Genomic DNA, 21,968 nt, shown 5'->3' with positions numbered 1-21,968 from the left:
GCAACAGCAGAAACTTTTGATCTCCCGCACGGAAACCCACCCGCGGCGGCATATCAGCACGGAGAGTCGATGAACCGCACAGCCAGTATCAAGGACGTGGCCACCCACGCAAGCGTGGCCGTGGGGACGGTATCCAACGTCCTGAACTATCCGGACCGCGTGTCGGACCGGACCAAGGAACGGGTGCTGCGCGCCATCGATGAACTCGGCTTTGTCCGCAATGACGCCGCGCGGCAGCTCCGGGTGGGCCACAGCCGCACCATCGGGCTCATTGTCCTGGACGTCGGCAACCCCTTCTTCACCTCGGTGGTCCGGGCCGCCGAGGACGCCGCGGCATTGCAGGGCAGCGCGGTCCTGCTGGGCGACAGCGGCCACAATGCCAGCCGGGAGGCAAACTACATCGACCTCTTCCAGGAGCAGCGGGTCCAGGGCCTGTTGATTTCGCCGGTGGGTGACATCACGGACCGGCTGGACCTCCTCCGCGAGCGCGGAGTGCCTACGGTGCTGGTGGACCGGCTCGCTGACGAGTCCAAGTTCAGCTCCGTGGCGGTGGATGACGACGCCGGCGGGTACCTGGCTGCCCGGCACCTGCTGGACACCGGCCGCCGCCGGCTCGCGTTTGTCGGCGGCTCCACCTCCATCCGGCAGGTGGCGGACCGCCTCCAGGGGGCCCGCCGCGCCGTCAAGGAGGAGCCGGAGGCCACGCTCGAGGTGCTGGACGCGGAAGGACAGACAGTCCTTGCGGGCCGCAGCGTGGGTGACGTGCTGGTGGAACGTGGCCGGGAGGGGTTGCCGGACGGCATTTTCTGCGCCAACGACCTCCTGGCCCTTGGCGTCATGCAGTCGCTCACCATGACCCATACGTTCCGGATCCCCGAGGACGTGGCACTGATTGGTTATGACGACATCGATTTTGCGGTGTCCGCCGTGGTTCCGCTGTCCTCCATCCGCCAGCCGACTGAATTGCTGGGCCGGACGGCCATCGAGCTGTTATCAGAGGAAGTGGAGTCCCAGACCCCCGTGCACCGCTCAGTGGTGTTCACACCGGAGCTGGTGGTCCGGCAGAGCACCGCCACACCCGCCGGCTGACCCTTCCGGCAGGTTACTTCCCGGCCTGCTGCAGCCACTTCATGGACTCGGTCCGGGAGGTGAAGAAGCGCGTGGGGCAGGGCGGAACGTGGACGCCCAGGAAGAAATTCGCGAGGATCCGGTCCACCGGGCTCGCCCCCAGCAGGGCAATGCGGTTGGCCGCGCACGGGATGGAGAACACCGAGCGCGCCTGGATGCTCACATTCTCAGTGGTGGCCATGTCCACCAGCATGGGATAGCTGCCGGCGCCGGCCACCTGGTTGACAGTGGCCATCGCGGCCTGCGCATCTTCGACTTCTATCCGGACGCTGCGTTCCCAGATAAGGTGGATGATCCCGTCGTCGCGCAATTCCACGGTGCCTTTGCCGCCGTCGACCGTTACGGGCTCCATAACCCCGCCTCCCTCCAGTGGGCAGTTCCTGAACCCCTCCATCTTGCCCCAGGGGGCCCGCCCGGGGCGCACGCCGCTCCCCATGAGCAGGCTTGCGCACCAGCCCGGCTTGACTAGTCAGCATGCTTACTATTAGGTTGGTCGACGTGCCCGTGGCCTGGATCACCAGTCCAAGCCACGTGTCGCGGCCCGCCAGGGCTGCATGTGAAAGTGAAAACTGCATTTGAAATAAACAGTTCCGCCGGGGTTCTCCATGGGGGCGGAGCCTCGGAGGATTCACTGCGCCGCAACCCGGCGCTGAAAGGATTTACCGAAAATGCGCACCAAGGTCTCAGCTTCAGTAACCGCCATTGCCCTCTCCGGCGCCATGCTCTTTGGCATGGCAGGCCCGGCGACGGCAGCGGCACCCGCGGCTCCTTCCGCCGCCTCCCAGTCGTCACAGGTTGCCAACGTGACCGGGACCATCAACCAGACCATCGATGGAGTAGGCAGCTTCGCCGGCTCCTTCACGCCCACCGGCTTCAGCGCCCAGGACGGCCAGCTCATGGTCACCGGCCTGCTGCAGGGCACCTTCACCGACCTCGCCGGAGCTACTCAGTCCGTCGACCAGACGGTCACCACAACCGCTGCGGCTGCACCCACCACCATGGCTGGCGGCGGCGGGGCTGGCTGTGACGTCCTGAACCTGGTTCTGGGTCCCCTGCATCTGGAACTCCTGGGCCTCAACGTGGACCTGAACCAGGTGGTCCTGGACATCACCGCCCAGACCGGAGCGGGCAACCTGGTGGGCAACCTCCTGTGCGCCATCACCGGCCTCCTGGATGGCGGGAACGGCCTGAGTGGCCTTGCCAACCTGCTGAACCGGGTCCTGGGACTGTAGTTCTCCCAGCGCTTCAGGTGTTGCAGCAAACAAAGCGGGCGGCCCTTGGGGCCGTCCGCTTTGTTGCTAAAGCCGCTCCACCACGAGGTTCCGGTAGGCGGCCCGGAGCGGCGCCATCTGGCGGAAACCGATCCGGCCGCCGGCCAGCACCTTCCCCGAGGCATCCTGCCAGTCAAAGAGGAGCAGCCCGTTGATGGAAAATGCCACCCGGGCCCCGTCCTTCACTACTTCCAGCCGGTAGAAGCCGGCGGCGTCCTCAGTGGGCGGCAACGGGTCCGCGCCCTGCGCCACGAGCTCGAAGCCCGCACTCTTGCGCAGGTTGCAGGTGCGGAAGGCACGCTCTGATGGGTACTTGTGCCGGAAATAGGAGACGTGCAGGGCATCGATGTCGCCCGAGTGGTACTGGGGATAGTAGCCCGTCCGCGGTGCCAGGGCAGGGCTGAAGAGGTCCAGCCCTTGGTGTCCCGCGGCTGCAAAGAACAGCATGGCCAGGCCGGGCTCCGCGAGCGGCAGGAAGTCCCAGCCGATGCGGATTCCGTCCGGGAATTCCACCGGGCACCAGAACGTCCAGTGCGCATGGTCGCCGAATTCCTGGTCATCCAGCGCGGCGGAAAGTTCCAGGGCTCCTTCGTGGCTTCCGACGCTTACCGGTCCTTCGGCCACCCATCCGGCCACGTCACCAGGTCCTGCCAGTGGGTTGCTGTAAAGGGTCCCCGTCTCCAAACGTGTTGCGCCCACCTAGCCGCGTCCCGCCGTCGTGCTTAACTCCTTGGTGCCGGGCTCTGCGCTGGAGCCGCCGTATCCCAGGGCACCAAGCTGCCTGGCCACCTCGGCGGCCACCAGTGCGGCACCATGCCGGGAGAAGTGGGTGTCGTCGGCCAGGCCATCGGGCCAATGCGCATGCTCCCCGGGCGCGAAGTGGCAAAACAGCTCCCGGGACTCGTCCGGCCCCAGGCGGAGGTACAGGCTCCGGGTCCAGTCGTTCAGGTCCATCACCGGGACCGCCAACTCCCGGCCGAGTTCGCGGACCACTTCCGGATAGTCCTCCAGGCTTTCTTCCAGGACAGCGCCCGACGCCGGGAGGCCGTTTGGGTGCCTGGCGTCCAGGAAGTGCCGCCGCTCCACGGAGGTGCACAGCACCGGCGCGGCCCCGGCAGCACGCACCTCCCCCACCATGGTCCGCAGGTTCGCCGCGTACCCGGTGCGGGCAGCGAAGTGGTGCTTTTTCTGGTCGTTGTGGCCGAATTGGAGCAGCACCACGTCGCCGGGCCCGGCCTGGGCGAGCAGGTCCGCCCACAGCCCCTCACCGCGGAAGGATTCCGTACTTGCCCCGCCCTTGGCAAAGTTGTGCACAGCGCCCCACCGGTATGTGAGAGGGGCCAGGTGCGCACCCCAGCCACTCATGGGGAACTCCTGCGTGGGGCAGTTGGCCACGGTTGAGTCTCCGGCCAGCAGAATTTTCATGGTCAGCCTTTCACCGAGCCGATGAGCATGCCCTTGGCGAAGTGCTTCTGCAGGAACGGATAGAAGATGAGGATGGGCAGGGTGGCCACCACGATCACGGCGAACTTGATGCCCTGTTCCGGCGGGATGTAATTGGGGTCCACGTTGCCCGTGCCCAGCAGGTCCGAGGCAGCGGTGACCTGGCGGAGGTACATCTGGAGGGTCCATTTGGAGTTGTCGCTGAGGTAGAGCAGGGGCGACATGAAGTCGTTCCAGATGCCCACCGCATAGAAAAGTGCAAAAGTGGCCAGCACGGGTTTGGACAGCGGGAGCAGGATCCGCCAGAGGATCCCGATCTCGGTGGCACCGTCCATCTTGGCCGATTCCTCAAGCTCCGCGGGGAGTTCCTGGAAGAAATTCTTGATGATGATCAGGCTGAACGGGTTGATGGCCGCAGGCAGGATCAGCGCCCAGTAGGAGTTGAGCAGGCCCAGGTCCTTGACCAGCAGGAAGGTGGGGATCATCCCGCCGGAGAAGACCATGGCGAAAACCACCAGGGACAGGATGACGTTCCTGCCCCGCAGGGTCTTCTTGGCCAGCGGGTAGGCCATGGTCACGGTGAAGGCCAACTGGACGAGGGTGCCCACCGCCGTGACCAGGATGGTGGTCACCAGCGCCCGCACGAACGCCGGCGTGGCGAAGATGTACTCGTAGGAGCCCAGGGTGAACTGTTCCGGCCAGACGAAGAACGCCCGGCGGGTGATCTCGGCTTCGGTGGCAAAGGACCCGGCGAAGACGTAGACGAACGGCAGCAGCGTGATGATGCCGATCAGGGACAGGAAGGCGTAATTGACGGCATCGAAGATCCGGCCGCCGCGGGTGTTGTGGATTTTCATGGCTAGAACAGTCCGCTCTGGTTGAATCGCTTGGCCAGCCAGTTGGTGCCGAAGATCAGCACGATGCCCACCAGGGATTTGAACAGGCCCACCGCGGTGGAGTAGCTGTAGGCGCCCTGGGTGATGCCCACGAAGTAGACGTAGGTGTCAAAGACGTCCGCCACTTCCCGGTTAAGGGCGTTGGTCATCAGGTAGATCTGTTCGAAGCCGGTGTTCAGCATCTGCCCGATGGCAAGGATCAGCATCACGATGATCGTGGACCGGATCGCCGGAAGAGTGATGTGCCACACCCGGCGGAACCGGCCTGCGCCGTCGATGATGGCCGCCTCATACTGGTCCTGGTCCACGGTGGACAGCGCGGCCAGGAAGATAATGGTGCCCCAGCCGGTGTTCTTCCAGATTTCCTGCAGCACGATCAGGGGCCTGAACCAGGCGGGGTCGGACAGGAAGTCGATGTTGGTGCCCATGACGTTGTTCAGGAACTGGAACAGCGGGCCGATGTCCAGGGCAAACAGCAGGAAGCTCAGGGACGCCACGATGGTCCAGGACAGGAAGTGCGGAATGTACACCAGCGTCTGGACGGTGCGTTTGAGGATGGACAGCCGGACCTCGTTCAGCAGCAGCGCCAGGATGATGGTCAGTGGGAAGGCGACGCCCAGGTTGAGGAAGGCCAGGATGAGGGTGTTGCCCAGCAACCGGGGGAAATCCGGGTTGGCGAAGAAATCCTCGAAGTTCCGGAACCCAACCCAGGGGCTGCCGTTCACGCCAAGGAACGGGACGTAGTCCTTGAACGCGATGGATACGCCGTACATGGGTGCATAGCGGAACACCGCGAAGTACACCACGCCCGGCAGGAGCAGCAGGTACAGCCACTTGTAGTGTGCGAAATGGACGGAGAACCTGCCCCCGGTCCGGGGGGCGGGCGGCTTTTTGCCCACCCGCTCCCCGGCGAGGGTGTCAATGACAGGGGCTGCCATTTACTTGTTGTCCTGCCAGAGCTTGTTGATCTCTTCCTTGACCTTGTTGCCGCCGCTGGTGTCCCAGAGCTTGATGGCGTCCTTGAGGCCCTGCTCGTCGATCTGGCCGGCCAGGTACTTGATCCGGGCGTCCGCCACGATGTTGTCCAGCTGGGCACCCTTGGCCACGTAGGTCTGGGAAACGAAGGGAGCAGCCGGGTTGTAGACGGCGCTCTTGAGGTCCGCGGCCATCACCTCGGTGCGCTTGTCGAAGACCTGCTGCTCGTAGTCGGAGGGCTGCTTCACCGGGTAGAACTCATTGCCCGCAACATTCATGCCCAGCTGCGCGTAGCTCTTGATATCGGTGGTGACGGCCTTGCCTTCCGGGGTCTCCGGCTTGATGGTGGCCGCTTTGCCGTCCTCCACCTTGAAGTTCACGCCCTCGATGCCGTTGTTCAGGAGGATGGCCACATCCTTGCCGTTCATGGTGTTCAGGAACTGCAGGACCTTGTCCAGTTCAGCGTCGGTCTTGACGCTGGCCTTGGGGATGGCCAGGAATCCGGAGTAGCCGTCGGTGGGGTGGGCGTGCAGCTTGCCGTCGGGTCCTTCCAGGTTGCCCACGAAGCCCACCTTGTTCTGGAAGTTGTTGGGGTCCGCCTGCTTGAACAGGTTGATGAGGACGCTCACCCGGGAGTCGACGTCGACGATGATGCCGCCCTTGCCGTTGAAGAACGGTTCGTTCCACTTGGTGCTGTCAAAGGTGGCGAAGTCCGGGTTGATGAGTTTTTCGTCCACCATCTTCTTGATGAACCGGTCGGCTTCGAGGAATTCGTCGGTTTCGAAGCTGGGGATCAGCTTCCCGTCCTTCTCCGTCCAGCGGTTGCCGGCGCCGTACCACTCCTCGATCAGGTCGTAGGGGCTGTTGGTGCCCAGCGCACCCCACTTGGGGATGGTGATGCCCCAGGTGTCGTTCTGGCCGTTGCCGTCCGGGTCCTGTTCGGTGAAGGCCTTGGCCACCTTGTACAGGTCTTCGGTGGTCTTGGGCGGCTGCAGCCCCAGCTTGTCCAGCCAGTCCTGCCGGAACATCACGGCCGCACGCATGGGGGCGCGGCCACGGTACACGCCATAGACCTTGCCGTTGACGCTGGCGTTCTTCTGGATGTCCGGGAAGGTTGTCTTGAGGTTGGGGTACTTGTCCAGCTTGTCGGTCAGGTCCCAGAAGGCACCGGCCTGGGCATTTTTCACGAACCCGGGCGTCTTCCCCTGGATGACCATGACCTGCGGAATGTCCGAACCCGCCAGGGTGATGTTGGTCTTGTCCTCGTAGGACGCGTTGGGGGCCCAGTTGATCTTGACCTGCTTGCCGGTGAGCTCTTCCAGCTTCTTCTGGACGGCGCCGTCCGCTGCGGGCGGCTGTGCCTCGAGGAACGGGGCCATTATGGACACGGAGGTGAGGTCCGCGGCCGGGGTGTCACCCCCGCTGCAGGCGGTGAGGGTCAGGGCCGTGGCGGTGACGACGGCGGCGGCCAGGGACAGTTTTCTGCGGATCATATTTTTCCACTCCACTTCGTTGGGGTACTTAAAGGGCTGGCTGTCCCTTGGATTGATACGTTTCATTTCTTGCCCGGCGATTCGGGCGCCTGCCCAAGGCCCGCAGTGCGTCTAGAGGGCAGGAGCAGGCGCGGGGTGCGGGAGCAGTCAGGCGGTGGAAGCTCCCTGGAGAGCGGGATGGACGCCAGGTTCCGCCGCCGCCACGGATTCGTCATTGGCGGCGAAGAAGCGGTCGCACAACCAGCCCGTGAGGTACAGCCAGGCTCCAACACTGAAGAACGGGATCACTCCCGGCAGGCTGCTGCTGGCATACACCACAGCGGCGGTGACAAAGAGCAGGATGACCGTTCCGGCCAGGTGCCGCACCGCGAAACGGGAGGACATCAGCAGGTATTGCGGTGCGGGCAGCTCATACCGCGCGTACATGGGGAACACGTAGCAGGCGGCGCCGGCCAGGAAAATTGCCGCAACAAAGATCGCGGCGGCCATCAGCTGCGGAAAGAGCCCCGGGCCCCGGGAGAAGTAGTTCCAGTTCAGGACAAGGGCCGCGGCGACGCCCATCAGCGGCAGCGAAAGCAGGTTCGCCCTGAAGAAGTTGCGGAAGTACGCGGCGGCGAAGCTTCGCAGCAGCGGAGCGCCGTCACCCGCCGCCCGTTTGCGCACCGCGATATGGGCGGCGGCAGTGGCCGGCCCTGCACCGAAGACCCCAAGACCCAGGAGGGTAAAAGCGATCCACAGCAGGTTCAGTCCCGCTATCCAGACGAGGGTGTCAAAAAACGAGTAGGCACGCGCACTGAAGGTCCCGGACAGCATGGCGGGACTCCCTTCTGTTCTCCATCGTTGCAGAGGCGAAGCGGAAAGTGTCCCGCATCACGCTGGTAATCGGTTTCTCGAAAATCTAGACCCACCGCCACGCGTTGGTCAAGCGAAATTTTGAATCGTTACATAGCTGGACTGCGGAGGGCTGCATGCCGCACACTTGTTGGTGGAAAGCGCTTGCTGAAATCCCGCTGGCGCGAAGATTGGGCACCCGAAAAGCTGGTGCCCGGGCGGAATGGAGAACCATTGGGAACGGCAACGGAAGCCCCCGGCAGCGAGGCCGGAACAGCGGCCACCCCGGCATCCGCGGCACGGGTTGCGCTGGTGGGAGTGCACGGCTTTGGCACCCACCACCTCCGGAACCTGGAGCGCCTGCAGGCCGGAGGCAGCGTTGAACTCGTTGCCGTGGCGGACCCGCAGCCGCCGGCACCCGGGACGGTCCCGCCGTCGGCCGCTTCCTACCCGGGACTGGACCGCCTCCTGGAGGACACCCCGGACCTGGACCTGATCATTGTGGCCACGCCCATCCAGACCCATGCCCCGCTGGCCCTGGCCGCCCTCGCCACGGATGCGGAACTGTACCTGGAGAAACCGCCCGTCGCCTCCCTGGCCGACTTCAACCGCCTCTGCGCAGCGGCTTCGGCATCCGGCCGGGGGGTACAAATCGGATTCCAGAGCCTCGGCTCGCACGCCCTGAAGGCCATCGAAGAACTGCTTGCCGCCGGCACCATCGGGACCCTGGAAGGCATCTCCGCCACCGGGCGCTGGGTCCGCGACAGGGCCTACTACAAACGCTCCCGCTGGGCCGGAAAACGGAGCATCAACGGCGTGGACGTGGTGGACGGTGTGGCCACCAACCCGCTGGCGCACGCCGTGGCGACTGCCCTGCGCATTGCCGGGGCGCGCACTACGGCGGACGTCGCTTCCGTGGAGACCGAACTGTACCGCGCCAACGACATCGAATCCGATGACACTTCCGTGATCCGGATCCGCACCGCGGCCGGCCTGCCCATTACGTGCGCCCTGACCATCTGCGCGTCGGAGTCCGTGGAGCCCTATCTGACCCTGCAGGGCTCGGCCGGCACGGCGGTGTTCCACTACACAGAGGACCGGCTCACCATCGAGACGGAGTCCGGGCGCACGGAGAAAACGTACGGCCGCGACGACCTGACGGAAAACCTGCTGGCCCACCGGGCGCACGGCGTTCCGCTCACCAGCAGCCTGGTGGACAGCGGAGCCTTCATGCTGGTGCTGGAGGCTGTCAGGACAGCGCCCCTTCCTGCCCCCATCGATCCCGCACATGTCCACTGGGAAGGCGAAGGCGACGCAGCGCACGCCGTGGTGGTGGGCATTGAGGACGCCCTGGAGCGCGCGGGCCGGCAGCATGCCACGTTCAGCGAACTGGGCCTCCCCTGGGCTGCAGCCGCCCCGGTTGCCTTCGAGCTGCCCGCCTCCTGATGGCAGCGCAGGAACCGGAAGCCGGCCAGCTCCACGCGGCCAACCTCCTGACGGACGGGCTTGCGTCCTGCCTGACCGCAGCCCCCTCCCCTGCATTCAGCTGGCAGCTGGGCATGGATGACGACGGCGATCCAGCCCTTGCGCGGCAAACAGGCTATGAGCTTGAGGTACAGGACGCCCAGGGCACGGTTTTGTGGATGTCGGGACCGGTGGCATCATCCTGCCAGCGCGGCATTCCGTTTGGCGGTTCCCGGCTGGACGACGATGCTGACTACGCCTGGCGCGTGCGCATCCGGGACGGAGCCGGAGTGACCGGTTCCTGGTCTGCCCTGCAGCCCTTCAGCACAGGCCTGACTGACAGTTCCTGGCAGGCCGGCTGGATGGGCCGGGCGCCGGGTGGACGTGCTCCGCTGGAAATACTTAACGGCGCGCTCCGGGTGGCCGGGTCCCCCTTCCTGCCAGTCCCCTGCCCCGGGCTCCGCAGCTTTCAGCTGGAGGCCCGGCTCCGCCCCGTGATGGGCCGCGCTGGCGTGCTCCTGCGCAGCAGCGGCCCCGGAACCGGCCTGCTGCTGGAGCTGGGCGCCGACGGACAGGTATCGCTCCGTCACGCTCCGGCCTGGGAGATCCCGGGCCCCGCCGCTCCGGAAACCCCGGTATTGGCCAGCGCCCAAGCCACCTGCGCCGCGTCCGGTGCGTGGCGGCACCTTGCCGTGAGCGATGACGGCAGGACCATCCGGGTGTCCGTCGACGGTATGGAACTGCTGGCGGTTGATGAGCCGCTTGAACAGTCCGCTGACCAAGTCCCCGCGGGCACTATTGCCCTGCACCAGGGCCCGCGAAGCCAGGCCGAGTACGCCTCGCTGCGCATCACCGGTATCAAGCAAGAGACGCCGGGCGAACGGGAAGAATTCCTGCTGGACCACCGTTTTGACGCCGGCAGTGAGCTGGCCCTGGCCTCCCTGTCGCACTGGTCACGGACCACGGCACACCGCCAGCCCGATGAGTGGACCCTATTCCGGAGCACCCTGAAGCTCACGGGGACAGTGCGGCGGGCCCGGCTCTACGCCGCAGCCCACCACCACGCCCAGCTCTCCGTCGCCGGGACACCCTGCCTCAGCACCACCTCGTTTGGCTACCCCGGTGAAGGCTATTACGACGCCGCCGATCTCACGGAGGTCCTCGCCCAACACCCCGCGGACACGCCCGTGCCGGTGACGGCCCTGCTCCACTGGTACGGCCCGGGCCAGGGCCGTGCCGCCGGCATTCCGGGCCTGCTGGTCCGGCTCACCGTGGACTACGACGACGGGCGCCGCGAGGTCCTCACGTCCGGCCCGGACTGGACCGCCGGCGAAGCCCCGTACCGCCAGTCGGGCTACCGCAACGATGAGGGCGATCCGGTGGAGCACCTGGACGGGGAGGCTGCGGCGTCCCTTAACGCCGCCGCCGACCTGCCGGCCGCCATCATCCCAGGCCGCCATCCGTCGTCGGACTTTCCCCGGCTGCACCCCCGCAGGACATTCCTTTCAGGCCGGTTCGTGGCGCCGCAGCAGTTCCTGACCGCCGGCGACGGCACCATGGTGGCGGACTTCGGCCAGGTCATCCCTGCGAGGCCCGAAATTGATTTCCTGGACGGCGTGCCAGGGCGCACCGTCATGCTCCGCGCCGGCTACGCGCTGGGCTCCGACGGCCGGGTGGACGCCGGGAAGACCGCCAGCCAGAACACCGACATGTCCTTCCCCTACACCCAGGCCTCAGGGCTGCAGCACTACCGGGCCTCCGTGCACCTGGGCTTCCGCTACCTGGAGCTCCCGGGCGTGGACGCCGCGGAGGTCTCACGCGTTGGCGCCTCCACCGTCCACGCCGGCCATCCCGGCGAGGGCAGCTTCAGCAGCTCGGACCCGGTTCTGGACTCCGTCTTCGGGCTGCTCCGCGATTCTGCGCTGTACGGCGTGCAGGAACAGTTCGTCGATACCCCCACCCGCGAAAAGGGACAGTTCCTGGCCGATGCCGCCAACATTTCCTATGCCACCATGGCGCTGTTCGGCGAACACGCCTTTACGGCGCAGGCGCTGCGGGAGTTCGCCTGGTCCGCCCGCCGCTACTGGAGCGCCGGGGAGGAGAAGGGTCGCTACAACGCCGTCTATCCCAACGGTGACGGCAAACGCGACATCCCCGATTTCTCCCTGATGCTGCCGGAATGGGCGGAGGAGTACCACCTGCGCACCGGCGATCTTGCCCTGGCCCGGGAACTGCTGCCGCACCTGCGTGACACGGCGGACTATGCCCTGCGCTACATTCCCGCGGAGGGCCCGACGGCGGGACTGGTCACCAACCTGGGCGGCGGCTCCGGCCCCTACCTGCACGGCATCGTGGACTGGCCGACGCCCGGCCGGTTCGGCTACGACATGGAATGTGCGGCCAAAACCACTGTCAATGCCCAGGCCTACTCCGCGCTGGTGTCCACGGCCCGGCTCTGCGGCGCGGCAGGTGATGAGGAAGCGGCATCCCGCTACGCCGCCGCTGCCCGCGCACTGGCAGCCGGCGTCCGCACGCGCTTGCGGGTGAACGGAGTTATGGTGGACGGGCTGCACGCGGACGGGACGCCCAGCTCCCACGCCTCCCAGCACGCCACCTCCTTCCCCCTGTCGCTGGGGATCACCGAGCCAGCGTGCGCCGCCGCGGACGCCGCCAGGCTTGCCGGAATGGGCATGCGGCAGGGCCCCATGACCGTGCACCGGCTGGTCCGTGCGCTGTTGGGTCAAGGGATGACGGATGCCGTGCTGGACCTTCTCACCAGCAAGGATCAGCCCGGCTGGGCGCAGCTCCTGGGCCGCGGCGCCACCTTCACCTGGGAGGCGTGGGACCTGGCGGACGGCAGCGACTACAGCCAGTCGCACGCCTGGTCCGCCGCAGTGCTCAAGGAGATCCTAGAACACCTGCTCGGAGTCCGGTTCAGCGTGCCGGGCGGTAACGAGGTGCTGATCGAGCCGCCGCTGTGCCGGTTGGAGCACGCCTGCGGCAGCGTCCCGGTAGGCAACGGATATGTGCACGCCGGGTGGCAGCGCCGCGGCGGACAGGTGGAGCTGGAGTGCACCATTCCACCCGGGGTTACGGCCACCGTCCGGCTGCCCGCCGGCACTTACGGGGTCAAGGGGCCCGGGGCGGATGCCGCCGTCGTGCGTTCCGCTTCAGGTGACCATCAAGGGGCAGGGGCCACGCGCGACTTCCGGGTGCACACCGGAACGTGGACGTTCACGCCCGCCTAAGCCTCCGCTGGCGCAGAATCCCCCTGCCGTCGCCCGTGCCACCACAGCAGCAGGCCCACCACGGCCGCGGAGAGCATCCCCAGGCCGCCGGTGACCACCAGGCCAGCGCGGACGCCGAACTGTTCGGTAAGCCAGCCCGCCAAGAGTCCCCCGCAGGCATGGCCGCCCAGCAGGAGCGGAAGGTACAGCGCCATGACCCGGCCGCGGATGGCGGGCCCCGCCTCGAGCTGGACGGCGGTGGCGGCGCTGGTCAGGAACAAAAGCGTCATGATGCCCACCACCACCAGCATGGCCACGAACAGCACCAGGTTGGGCATGAGGGCGGCCACCAGCTGGGACAGCCCGAAGAGACCCGCCGCAGCCACGATGCCCTTGCGGCCCATGTTCCCCAGCCGGGCCGCAAGGAGCGCGCCTGCCAGTGCCCCAAGGGCACTGACGGTGTTGAACAGCCCAAAACCTTCCACGCCGTTGTGCCACACGCGCTCGGCAAAGGCGGCGAGGACCACGGGCCCGTTCATGCCGAAGGCACCCAGCAGCCCTGCCAGCAGGATGAGGAGGAGCAGCCGCGGCCGTTCCCGGACATACCGGAAACCGGCCAGCACCTGCCCGCGCCCCCGCTCTGCCGGCGTACCCGGATGCAGTTCCTGCACACGGATGGCGGCGATCATGCCCAGCACCAGCACACCGATCAGCGCGTTTGAAGCGAAGGCTGCCGCAGGTCCCGCCTGTGCGATCAGGATCCCGCCCAGTGCCGGCCCAACCATGGCACCCAGTTGGGACAGCGCGTTGTTGAGTCCGATCGCGGGCCGCAGTCCGGCGTCGCCCACCACTTCGTTGACAAAGACCTGCCGGGTGGGCTGGTCCACCGCTGCCGTGATGCCCAGGGCAATGCAGCTGGCGTAGACCACCCACACGGTAATGGTGCCGCTCGCGGCCCACGCGGCCAGCCCCACACCGAGCAGGACAATGATTGACTGGCACACCATCATGATGCGGCGCTTGGGGAAGATGTCCACCACCAGTCCCGCGAGCGGCCCCACCACCAGCATGGGCAGGAATTGGAGGGCGACGGCGGCACCCACCGCGGCGGGGCTTCCGGTCAGCTGCAGCACCAGCCAGTCCTGGGCCAGGCGCTGCATCCAGACACCAAGGCTGCCGGCCAGCTGCATGGCCAGGAACAGCCGGTAGTTGTGCTGCTTTAAGGGGTGGTACCAGCGCGGCTGGCTGGTCCCGGGACGGGTGTCCGGGGCGGAACGCGTGCGGCGGGAAGGCACAGTCAGTTGCGGTGGCGGTGGGAGCGCAGCTTCACTGCGGCTGCAGCCAGGATCAGGGTGCCGGGAACCACAACGAAAAGTGCGGCGAGCATCCAGACGAACACCACGGCGCCGAACAGCGCGGCGGCGATCAGCAGGGAGCCGGTCCAGTCGCGCAGCGAGATTGCCTGGCCGGTCTGGAGGGCCCGGTGCCATGTGTCATTGCCGGTGCTTCCGATGCCGGAGAAATCGGACCATGCGGATGCCGTGCGGAGCAGCAGGATGGCTGCGCCGGCGGCAAGCAGCAGCGTGGCGGGAAGGACCAGCCCGCGGCCCGGCAGCTGCCCCACCCATGCGAGCAGAAGGTTCAGGACAGTTACGACGGCGGCTGCCGCAGTGGTGAGCCCCAGTTTCCAGCTGCCCGGCAGGGCAGCCTTGAACAGGCTCCAGAGGCCGCGGACGGAATCGTCCCGGCCGTTCAGGTGCCGCTCAAGGTGGGCGGTGCCGGCCGCGTAGGCGGCGGGGATGGTGACCAGCGGGATGGACAGCACCAGCACCAGCACCCCCGCCAGGAGGGTTTCGGAGAACAGGGCGAACCGGTTCACCGGGATGGGCTCGTGGCTGGATGCGGGCGTGGTGCTGTCCATGACGCTCATTTTCTGTCTCGTTTCCGCTAGCCCTTGAGGCCCTGGGTGGAGACGCCTTCAACAATGTACCGCTGGAAGATCAGGAAGAAGATCAGCACGGGCAGCAGGGCCAGGACGGACATGGCGATCATGGCGCCGTAGTCCGAGGACTGGGTCTGGTCCACGAAGAGCCGCAGGGCCAGCGGCAGCGGGTACTTGTCAGGGGTGTTCAGGTACAGCAGCGGGCCCAGGAAGTCGTTCCAGCTCCAGATGAAGGAGAAGATCGAGGTGGAGATCAGGGCCGGCTTCATCAGCGGCAGCATGATGGAACCAAAAATCCGTGCGTGTCCGGCGCCATCGATCCTCGCCGCCTCATCCAGCTCCGCGGGCAGTCCGCGCATGAACTGGACCATGAGGAAGACGAAGAACGCGTCCGCCGCCAGGAACTTGCCGATCAGCAGCGGCACATAGGTGTCCACCAGGCCCAGCTGCTGGAACACGATGTACTGCGGGATGATCACCACGTGGAAGGGCAGCAGCAGGGTGGCGATCATCATGCCGAAGAAGACGCTGCGGCCGGGGAAGTTGATCCGGGCGAACGCGTATGCCGACACGCTCGCCGACAGGACGGTCCCCACCACCGCGCCGATGGCCAGGATCAATGAGTTGGTGAAGAACTGCAGGGTAGACACCCCGCCGATCCCGTCCATCGCGGTGACGAAGTTGTCGAAGCTGAAGTTGTTGGACCACAGCGACGTGTTCTGGCCGCCGATTTCTGAGTTGGGCTTGAAGGACGACGCGATCATCCACAGGCCGGGGTAGAGCACGATGGCGGTCAGGGCGAGGGCCACGATGTGGAAGATGACGCTCTTGGCCCGCTTGGTCCCGGTGGATTCGGATTTCGGGTTGTAGGCCGGGGCGGCGGAGTCGGGGGTGGACTGGGTGGGTGTTGCCATGGTTGTCATCGTGAATCACCGCTGTAGTGGACCCAGGACTTGGACGTGCGGAAGAAGATCAGGGTGATGATGCCCACCACGATCACCAGCAGCCAGGCCATGGCCGAAGCGTAGCCCATCCGGAAATCGCTGAAGCCCCGCAGGTACAGGTAAAGGGTGTAGAAGAGGGTGGAGCCGGCGGGGCCGCCTTCACCGTTGGAAATGATGTAGGCCGACGCGAAGATCTGGAATGCGTGGATGGTTTCCATCAGCAGGTTGAAGAAGATCACCGGGGAGAGCATGGGCCAGGTGATGTTGAAGAACTTCCGCACCGGGCCGGCGCCGTCCATCGACGCTGCCTCGTACAGTTCGCCGGGGATCTGCTTGAGGCCGGCCAGGAAGATCACCATCGGGGCGCCGAACTGCCACACCGTCAGCAGGATGAACATGGGCATGGTCATGGCCGGATTGCCCACCCAGCCGCCAAGGTTGATCCCGAAGAAGGACAGGCCCTGGTCCACCGGGCCGGAATCGCCGAACATGGCCTTCCAGACAATGGCGATGGAGACGGAGGCACCGATCAGGGAGGGTGCGTAGAAGGCGGAGCGGTAGAAGCCCTGGCCGCGGCGCTTGCTGTTGAGCAGCATGGCCACCGCGAGCGCGGCTGCGAGCTTCAGTGGCGTACCGAAGACCACGTAGCCCACGGTCACGCCCACCGACTGCAGGAAGCGTTCGTCCTGGAACAGGGTGGTGTAGTTGTCCAGGCCGATCCACTTGGGCGGCTCGAACAGGTTGTAGTTGGTGAAGGACAGGTAGAGCGAGGAGATCATCGGCCCAACCGTGAGGGCAATGAATCCCAGCAGCCAAGGCAGCAGGAAGGTGTAGCCGGCACGGGCGTCCGTGCCCCGCTGCCGCGATTTGCGCGGCAGCGGGGGCGTGGACGACGCCGAACGCCTGCTCAGAGTTGGGCTTTGAGTCACGAGTTCATTCCGTCAGTCGTGGAACCTGGATGGGAGGGCATGGTGCCTATCAGGCGTTCTGCTTGATGAGGTCTTCGGCTTCCTTGAACCAGGCGTCTGCTGCACCGTCGATGGTGAGCTTGCCGTAGTTCAGGTCCGAAGCGATGCGCTTGAAGGAGGCTTCGAGAGTGCCGAACCCGACGATGGGCGGCTCGGGGGCGTCCTTGAGGTACTTCTCAATGGACTTCTCGTAATCCACCACGAGCTTGTCGGTGCCCTCGAAGGTGGTGCCGTCGCGCTGGGTCTTGGAGGCGGGGACGCCGCGGGAGGTCTTGAAGATCTGGCCCACCTCGGGGTCGTTAACCATGAAGTCGATGAACCGTGCGGCGGCGTCCTTGAACTTGGTCTTGGCGCTGGCCACCATCAGCATGGAGGGCTTGAGGAACAGGCCCAGGTTGTCCGGATCATCCGAGGGAACCGGGACAAGCTTGAGTTCCTTGGCCCCGCTGTCCCCCAGGTAGCCGGCCATGAAGTTGTCCCAGGTGACTTCGGTGGCAGTGGCGTTGGAGCCGAACGGCGACTTCGGGGCCAGCTGGGTCACGCGGTCCTCGGGGATGATGGTACCGGTGCCCCGCAGGTTTGCGGTCAGGTTCCACCACTTCTTCAGGTCGTCCTTGCTGAAGCCCAGCTTGCCTTCGGAGGTGAAGGCCTGGATCTTGTTCTGGCGCAGCCAGATGTTGAACATCCACCAGACGCCCGTGTAGTCGGTGCCGCCGTAGAGGGCACCGTTGCTCTTGGCCCCCACCTGGGTCAGGAACTCGTTGAATTCCTTGTACGTCCACTTGCCTGTGGGCTCCGCAATGCCCAGCGATGAGAGCTTGGCCGGGTCATAGTAGACGGCGAAGGCGTTGGTGCTCGTGGGGATGCCGTACTGCTTTCCCTTGATCTGGCCCGACGGCAGGAGTGACTTCTCGAACGCGTCAGTGTTGATCTTCACGGTGCCCAGGTCAAGGAGCTGGTTGCGCTGGCCGTAGTCGCGCAGGTAGGACAGGTCCCACTGCATGACGTCCGGCAGGCCGCCGCCGGCAGCCTCGGTGGCACGCTTCTGCCAGTAGCCGGCAAAGTCCGTGAAGTTGCCGTTGACCTTGATGTCAGGGTTCTTCGATTCGAAGAGGGCGATGGCTTTGCGGGTGCGCTCGGCGCGGTCGTCGTTGCCCCACCAGGTGTAGTTGATGGTGACGGGCTTATCAGCGGATCCGGTCTGGCCGGAAGAGCTGGATCCGTTGCCGCAGGCCGACAGGGCTGCGGCAGATGCGGTGCCGATGGCCACGGTAGTGAGGAAATGCCTTCTGTTGATCACGGGAGCCTCCTTGCTCGATGGGTGCTTTGCCTTTTCTCTGCCTACAACATGAGTAGTGAGCTGGCTTACACGGCTTCTGAAACGATACAATATCCGCATTCCCAGATTTGGGCAAGCGTTTTCCAAAGGTCTGATGTCAGATCGAGTTTCTGCCCCAAACAGACAAAGGAGTCCCATGACAGAGCAGGAAACCACCACGCCAGCCAGCGTTTGGACCAAGGTCCAGGGCATCGGTTTCGGTGGCGACTACAACCCCGAGCAGTGGCCAACCAGTGTCCGCCTGGAGGACCTGGAGCTCATGCGGGAAGCGGGGGTGAACTTCCTCAGCGTGGGGATCTTCTCCTGGGCGCTGCTGGAACCCTCCGAGGGGCACTACGACTTCGGCTGGCTGGACGAGGTGATGGACAACCTGGCCGGCATCGGGGTGAAGGTGGCCCTGGCCACCGCCACCGCCGCTCCCCCCGCATGGCTGGCCCGCAAGCATCCGGAGATCCTGCCGGTCACGGCCGACGGAACCGTGCTGGGGCCGGGCTCGCGGCGGCACTACACGCCGTCGTCGGCCGTTTACCGCCGCTATGCCGCGGGGATCACGCGCGCCCTCGCGGAACGGTACAAGGACCATCCGGCCCTGGCGCTGTGGCACGTGGACAACGAACTGGGGTGCCACGTCTCCGAGTTCTACGGGGACGAGGACGCCGCCGCCTTCCGGGCCTGGCTGGAACGCCGGTACGGGAGCATCGATGCGCTCAACGCCTCCTGGGGCACGGCATTCTGGTCCCAGAACTACGGCTCCTTTGACGAAATCCTGCCGCCCTCCGTTGCGCCGTCCACCCTCAACCCGGGGCAGCAGCTGGACTTCCAGCGGTTCAACTCCTGGGCGCTGATGGACTACTACCGCGAACTCGTGGCCGTCCTGCGCGAGGTGACCCCGGACATCCCCTGCACCACCAACCTGATGGCGTCCAGTGCCACCAAGTCCATGGACTACTTCGACTGGGCCAAGGACCTGGACGTCATCGCCAACGACCACTACCTGGTGGCCGCCGATCCCGAACGGCAGATCGAACTCGCGTTCAGCGCCGACCTCACCCGGGGCATTGCGGGCGGCGACCCGTGGATCCTGATGGAACATTCGACGTCGGCCGTCAACTGGCAGCCGCGCAACCAGCCCAAGATGCCGGGTGAGATGCTGCGCAATTCGCTGGCGCACGTGGCCCGTGGGACGGACGCCGTGATGTTCTTCCAGTGGCGGCAGAGCTTTGCCGGGTCCGAGAAATTCCATTCGGCCATGGTGCCGCACGGCGGCCGCGAGACGCGCGTGTGGCGTGAGGTGGTGGAGCTCGGTGCTGCGCTGAAACGGCTCGAGCCTGTGCGCGGTTCGCGGGTCCAGTCCCGCGCCGCGATTGTCTTTGACTACGAGGCATGGTGGGCCGCCGAAATCGACTCCAAGCCGAGCATCGACGTGAAGTACCTGGACCTCCTGCGCGCCTTCCACCGAGCATTGTTCCTCCGCGGGATTTCCGTGGACCTGGTTCATCCTTCCGCTTCACTGGAGGGGTATGACCTGGTCCTCGTGTGCACGCTGTACTCCGTGACTGATGATGCCGCAGCCAACATTGCCGCAGCCGCCTCGGCCGGCGCCTCGGTGCTGGTCAGCTACTTCAGCGGCATTGTGGACGAAAAGGACCGTGTGCGGCTGGGCGGCTATCCCGGCGCCTTCCGGGATCTTTTGGGGGTGCGGGTTGAGGAGTTCCACCCCCTCCTTGCCGGTTCCCGGTTGAAGCTGAGCGACGGCACGGTGTCTTCGATCTGGAGCGAGCACGTCCACCTGGCCGGTGCGGAGGCGGTGCAGTTCTTTACCGGGTACCCGCTGGAGGGCGTCCCCTCCCTCACCCGGCACGCTGTGGGCAACGGCGCCGCCTGGTATCTGGCCACCTTCCCCGATCCGGACGGGATTGAAGCTGTCTTGGACAAGTTACTGGCCGAGTCCGGCGTCTCCCCTGTTGCCGCCGCCGATCCCGGGGTGGAGCTGGTGCGCCGGTTTTCCTCAGACGGGCAGAGCTATCTGTTCGCGATCAACCACACCCGTTCGGACGCTTCAGTGTCTGCCGCCGGCACCGACCTGCTGGCCGGCGAAACATTCTCCGGCACCGTTCCCGCGGGCGGCGTAGCGGTTATTGCGGAGGCATAGGCACCCTGCTCCACAAGAGTCCGGGGGCGGCACCGCCCTTGGTGCCTCCTTCCCCATCCGTCCCGGGGCACTTTGGGCACGCCTTCTGCACAAATCACGACGGCGGCCGGCGAGTCCGTGTCAAAGTGCCCCGTTTCGGAGGGCCCCCCTTAAACAGCTCTGCCCCGGAAGGAACCAGTGGTTCCTTCCGGGGCAGAGCTGCCACCCGCCGTCGGACGTCTGTGATGAGGAGGCACCATACAGACCGCCCGGAGCCGTGTTGGCGGGGTGAAGACTATTTGCTGATGGCGGACTTCATCTCATCGGTCGCTTTCTTGCCTGCGTCCTCTGGAGACAGCCGTTCGAACAGGACTTCCGAGGTGTACCGCTTGATGATTTCCTGGATGGCTCCTGCACCCTTCGGCGGCGGCGCCGGCGCCTCGCCGAGCTCATCCTTGATCTGGTCAATGAAGGTGACCACCTTGACGTCGGCCGGGGTCAGCTTCGGCTGGATCGCGGCCCGCACCTCGGAGTTGGGGTACACACCGCGGTCGGCGAGGAGGGCCTCTCCTGCTTTGACGTTGTTGGTCAGGAAGTTGATGAACTTGGCCGTTTCCTGCGGGTGCTTGGTGCGCGAGGAGGCGGACCAGAACTGCGAGGCCTTGTACCAAAGGCCCGCATCATCAGCAGAGCCGGTCTTGGTGGGGAACCGCAGGATCTTCAGGTCCCCGCCGCTTGCCTTTTCGAGGGCCGGAGCCTGGTTGGACCACCAGAAGGCCATACCGTTCTTGCCCGTGGCCAAGCCGCTCTGGTCAAGCGGTGCAGCCTCGGCTTCCACCACCTCGGACGCGGACGGCACCGCCTTCTTCTGGCTCAGCTGCTTCAGGAAGGCCCACCACTCGGCGATGTCGCCCGGCTCGAAGCCCAGCTTGCCATCGGAGGTGTACAGCGATTTGCCGTTCTGCCGGAGCCAAACCCCCAGGGAAGCCTCATCGGTTCCGTAGGCTGCCGCGCCATAGGTTCCCTTGGGCGACTTGGCGGTGATCTCTGCGGCGATCCGGCCAAAGTCGTCCCATGTCCACTTGGAGTCGTCCGGGAGCGGCACTCCGGCAGCCTGGAAAACGGCGGGGTTGGCCAGGATGGTGGCGGCGTTGATGCCTGCGGCGATCCCGGTCAGCCCCTTCTCGCCCTTGCCGGCGTTCAGCGCCGCTTCGTCCAGCTTGGAGGTGTCGATCTCGTACTTGGACAGGTCCAGAAGGGCACCGCGGCTGGAGTACTCCGTGATGTACTTCTCGTCCATCTGGATGATGTCCGGGGCATCATTGGCCGCCACCTGGGTGGCCAGCTTGTCCCAGTAACCGCTCCAGTCGCCGAACTCGGGCTTGACCTTGATCTTGGGGTTTTCGGCTTCGAACTGCTTGATGGCCTCCTGGGTCAGCTGGGCGCGCTTGTCGCCGCCCCACCAGGAGAAACGAAGCTCCACAGTCCCGTCGGCGTTCTGCGGGGCTGCTCCCCCGCCACAGGCGCTAAGCGCCATGACGGCGGCGACTGCGGCGGCAACAGCGCCGGCTTTACGGGTTCGGCCAATGCGGGGCGGGCGGCTGGTGCCTGATGCGGGTGCCCCTGCAGACTGCTTGGCAGCAGACGCAGGACGGGGAAAAAGCGGCACTGTGTACTCCGATCTTCGTTGATCCAGGTGCGGGTTGTTGTGGGGAGGGCGGCTGACGCCAGCAGAAGTCTGGCCGAAAGCTGTGAAAGCGCTTTCTGATACTAAGACTACAAGTGACTTACTTGTATTACAAGATGGTGCTGCCATGAAAATTGAGCGGTTGTTTGGGGCCACCACGACGAACGGCCCGCCACGGGGACGGGCCGTTCATCATTGGGGGTTTGCGCCCGGTTAGGGCATGCCGCCG

At 65.7% G+C, this 21,968-nt stretch carries 18 protein-coding genes; 5 read left to right on the top strand and 13 right to left on the bottom strand.

Going from position 1 to position 21,968, the window contains the following annotated elements:
* Positions 1-69 precede the first annotated feature (69 nt).
* On the top strand, positions 70-1,089 hold the full coding sequence (locus ASG86_RS00495) for a LacI family DNA-binding transcriptional regulator (protein ID WP_056328727.1): 1,020 nt from the start codon (positions 70-72) through the stop codon (positions 1,087-1,089).
* Positions 1,090-1,102: 13 nt separating this feature from the next.
* On the opposite strand, the gene ASG86_RS00490 is transcribed toward ASG86_RS00495, so the two are convergent.
* Positions 1,103-1,480 carry a DUF7793 family protein gene (locus ASG86_RS00490; RefSeq protein WP_056328723.1) on the bottom strand — a complete coding sequence of 126 codons (378 nt, stop codon included), beginning with the start codon at positions 1,478-1,480 and terminating at the stop codon, positions 1,103-1,105.
* 316 nt (positions 1,481-1,796) lie between these two features.
* Between ASG86_RS00490 and ASG86_RS00485 the strand changes: the two genes are divergently transcribed.
* Complete coding sequence (locus ASG86_RS00485) at positions 1,797-2,360, top strand: hypothetical protein (RefSeq protein ID WP_056328721.1); 564 nt, start codon at positions 1,797-1,799, stop codon at positions 2,358-2,360.
* A 66-nt stretch (positions 2,361-2,426) separates the two neighbouring features.
* On the opposite strand, the gene ASG86_RS00480 is transcribed toward ASG86_RS00485, so the two are convergent.
* The 6 genes from ASG86_RS00480 to ASG86_RS00455 all read right to left on the bottom strand — a co-directional run bounded on the left by ASG86_RS00480 (position 2,427) and on the right by ASG86_RS00455 (position 8,019).
* Positions 2,427-3,098 (bottom strand): DUF1961 family protein, encoded by a 672-nt coding sequence (locus ASG86_RS00480; protein ID WP_056328719.1) that lies wholly within the window; start codon positions 3,096-3,098, stop codon positions 2,427-2,429.
* Positions 3,099-3,824, bottom strand: coding sequence for a rhamnogalacturonan acetylesterase (locus ASG86_RS00475; protein ID WP_056328716.1), 726 nt, complete (start codon positions 3,822-3,824; stop codon positions 3,099-3,101).
* 2 nt (positions 3,825-3,826) lie between these two features.
* Entirely contained in the window at positions 3,827-4,699 is an 873-nt protein-coding gene (locus ASG86_RS00470; protein WP_056328715.1) for a carbohydrate ABC transporter permease, read from the bottom strand.
* A 2-nt stretch (positions 4,700-4,701) separates the two neighbouring features.
* Positions 4,702-5,676 carry an ABC transporter permease gene (locus ASG86_RS00465; RefSeq protein ID WP_156386077.1) on the bottom strand — a complete coding sequence of 325 codons (975 nt, stop codon included), beginning with the start codon at positions 5,674-5,676 and terminating at the stop codon, positions 4,702-4,704.
* Positions 5,677-7,206: an extracellular solute-binding protein gene (locus ASG86_RS00460; RefSeq protein ID WP_056328712.1), complete on the bottom strand. Its 1,530-nt coding sequence runs from the start codon at positions 7,204-7,206 to the stop codon at positions 5,677-5,679.
* 147 nt (positions 7,207-7,353) lie between these two features.
* Entirely contained in the window at positions 7,354-8,019 is a 666-nt protein-coding gene (locus ASG86_RS00455) for a YesL family protein (RefSeq protein WP_056328709.1), read from the bottom strand.
* Between the two features lie 252 nt (positions 8,020-8,271).
* Between ASG86_RS00455 and ASG86_RS00450 the strand changes: the two genes are divergently transcribed.
* Both ASG86_RS00450 and ASG86_RS00445 read left to right on the top strand, forming a co-directional pair.
* Positions 8,272-9,483, top strand: coding sequence for a Gfo/Idh/MocA family protein (locus tag ASG86_RS00450; protein WP_056328707.1), 1,212 nt, complete (start codon positions 8,272-8,274; stop codon positions 9,481-9,483).
* Positions 9,483-12,749, top strand: a complete 3,267-nt coding sequence (locus ASG86_RS00445; RefSeq protein ID WP_056328704.1) for a family 78 glycoside hydrolase catalytic domain — start codon at positions 9,483-9,485, stop codon at positions 12,747-12,749. The genes ASG86_RS00450 and ASG86_RS00445 overlap by 1 nt, the downstream gene beginning before the upstream one ends.
* Here the strand turns inward: ASG86_RS00445 and ASG86_RS00440 are convergent.
* From ASG86_RS00440 to ASG86_RS00420, 5 genes are read right to left on the bottom strand one after another with little or no spacing between them, the layout of a single operon-like run.
* Positions 12,746-14,023: an MFS transporter gene (locus ASG86_RS00440; RefSeq protein ID WP_056328701.1), complete on the bottom strand. Its 1,278-nt coding sequence runs from the start codon at positions 14,021-14,023 to the stop codon at positions 12,746-12,748. The genes ASG86_RS00445 and ASG86_RS00440 overlap by 4 nt on opposite strands.
* A 2-nt stretch (positions 14,024-14,025) precedes the next feature.
* Positions 14,026-14,658: a hypothetical protein gene (locus ASG86_RS00435; protein WP_056328699.1), complete on the bottom strand. Its 633-nt coding sequence runs from the start codon at positions 14,656-14,658 to the stop codon at positions 14,026-14,028.
* Between the two features lie 17 nt (positions 14,659-14,675).
* Entirely contained in the window at positions 14,676-15,593 is a 918-nt protein-coding gene (locus tag ASG86_RS00430) for a carbohydrate ABC transporter permease (RefSeq protein ID WP_056328696.1), read from the bottom strand.
* On the bottom strand, positions 15,590-16,543 hold the full coding sequence (locus tag ASG86_RS00425; RefSeq protein WP_056328693.1) for a carbohydrate ABC transporter permease: 954 nt from the start codon (positions 16,541-16,543) through the stop codon (positions 15,590-15,592). The genes ASG86_RS00430 and ASG86_RS00425 overlap by 4 nt, the downstream gene beginning before the upstream one ends.
* Before the next feature lie 49 nt (positions 16,544-16,592).
* The gene (locus tag ASG86_RS00420; protein ID WP_056328690.1) at positions 16,593-17,882 is read right to left on the bottom strand and encodes an ABC transporter substrate-binding protein; all 1,290 of its coding nucleotides are present in this window, start codon (positions 17,880-17,882) and stop codon (positions 16,593-16,595) included.
* A 175-nt stretch (positions 17,883-18,057) separates the two neighbouring features.
* Here ASG86_RS00420 and ASG86_RS00415 point away from each other — a divergent pair, with 175 nt between their 5' ends.
* Positions 18,058-20,073: a beta-galactosidase gene (locus ASG86_RS00415; RefSeq protein ID WP_056328688.1), complete on the top strand. Its 2,016-nt coding sequence runs from the start codon at positions 18,058-18,060 to the stop codon at positions 20,071-20,073.
* Positions 20,074-20,347: 274 nt separating this feature from the next.
* On the opposite strand, the gene ASG86_RS00410 is transcribed toward ASG86_RS00415, so the two are convergent.
* A complete protein-coding gene (locus tag ASG86_RS00410; RefSeq protein WP_056328685.1) occupies positions 20,348-21,721 on the bottom strand; it encodes an ABC transporter substrate-binding protein in 1,374 nt (457 codons plus the stop codon).
* Positions 21,722-21,968: the final 247 nt, after the last annotated feature.

Source organism: Arthrobacter sp. Soil764, from assembly GCF_001428075.1.
GTDB lineage: Bacteria > Actinomycetota > Actinomycetes > Actinomycetales > Micrococcaceae > Arthrobacter.
Note: the sequence above shows the minus strand (reverse complement) of the source record. Positions and strands in the feature narration are given on the sequence as shown.

Excerpts from the sequence above, each read along its gene's own strand:
- ASG86_RS00445 (WP_056328704.1), top strand. The coding sequence starts at position 9,483 with ATGGCAGCGCAGGAACCGGAAGCCGGCCAGCTCCACGCGGCCAACCTC.
- ASG86_RS00475 (WP_056328716.1), bottom strand. The coding sequence starts at position 3,824 with ATGAAAATTCTGCTGGCCGGAGACTCAACCGTGGCCAACTGCCCCACG.
- ASG86_RS00455 (WP_056328709.1), bottom strand. The coding sequence starts at position 8,019 with ATGCTGTCCGGGACCTTCAGTGCGCGTGCCTACTCGTTTTTTGACACC.
- ASG86_RS00490 (WP_056328723.1), bottom strand. The coding sequence starts at position 1,480 with ATGGAGCCCGTAACGGTCGACGGCGGCAAAGGCACCGTGGAATTGCGC.
- ASG86_RS00460 (WP_056328712.1), bottom strand. The coding sequence starts at position 7,206 with ATGATCCGCAGAAAACTGTCCCTGGCCGCCGCCGTCGTCACCGCCACG.
- ASG86_RS00435 (WP_056328699.1), bottom strand. The coding sequence starts at position 14,658 with ATGAGCGTCATGGACAGCACCACGCCCGCATCCAGCCACGAGCCCATC.
- ASG86_RS00470 (WP_056328715.1), bottom strand. The coding sequence starts at position 4,699 with ATGAAAATCCACAACACCCGCGGCGGCCGGATCTTCGATGCCGTCAAT.
- ASG86_RS00495 (WP_056328727.1), top strand. The coding sequence starts at position 70 with ATGAACCGCACAGCCAGTATCAAGGACGTGGCCACCCACGCAAGCGTG.
- ASG86_RS00430 (WP_056328696.1), bottom strand. The coding sequence starts at position 15,593 with ATGACAACCATGGCAACACCCACCCAGTCCACCCCCGACTCCGCCGCC.
- ASG86_RS00415 (WP_056328688.1), top strand. The coding sequence starts at position 18,058 with ATGACAGAGCAGGAAACCACCACGCCAGCCAGCGTTTGGACCAAGGTC.
- ASG86_RS00485 (WP_056328721.1), top strand. The coding sequence starts at position 1,797 with ATGCGCACCAAGGTCTCAGCTTCAGTAACCGCCATTGCCCTCTCCGGC.
- ASG86_RS00465 (WP_156386077.1), bottom strand. The coding sequence starts at position 5,676 with ATGGCAGCCCCTGTCATTGACACCCTCGCCGGGGAGCGGGTGGGCAAA.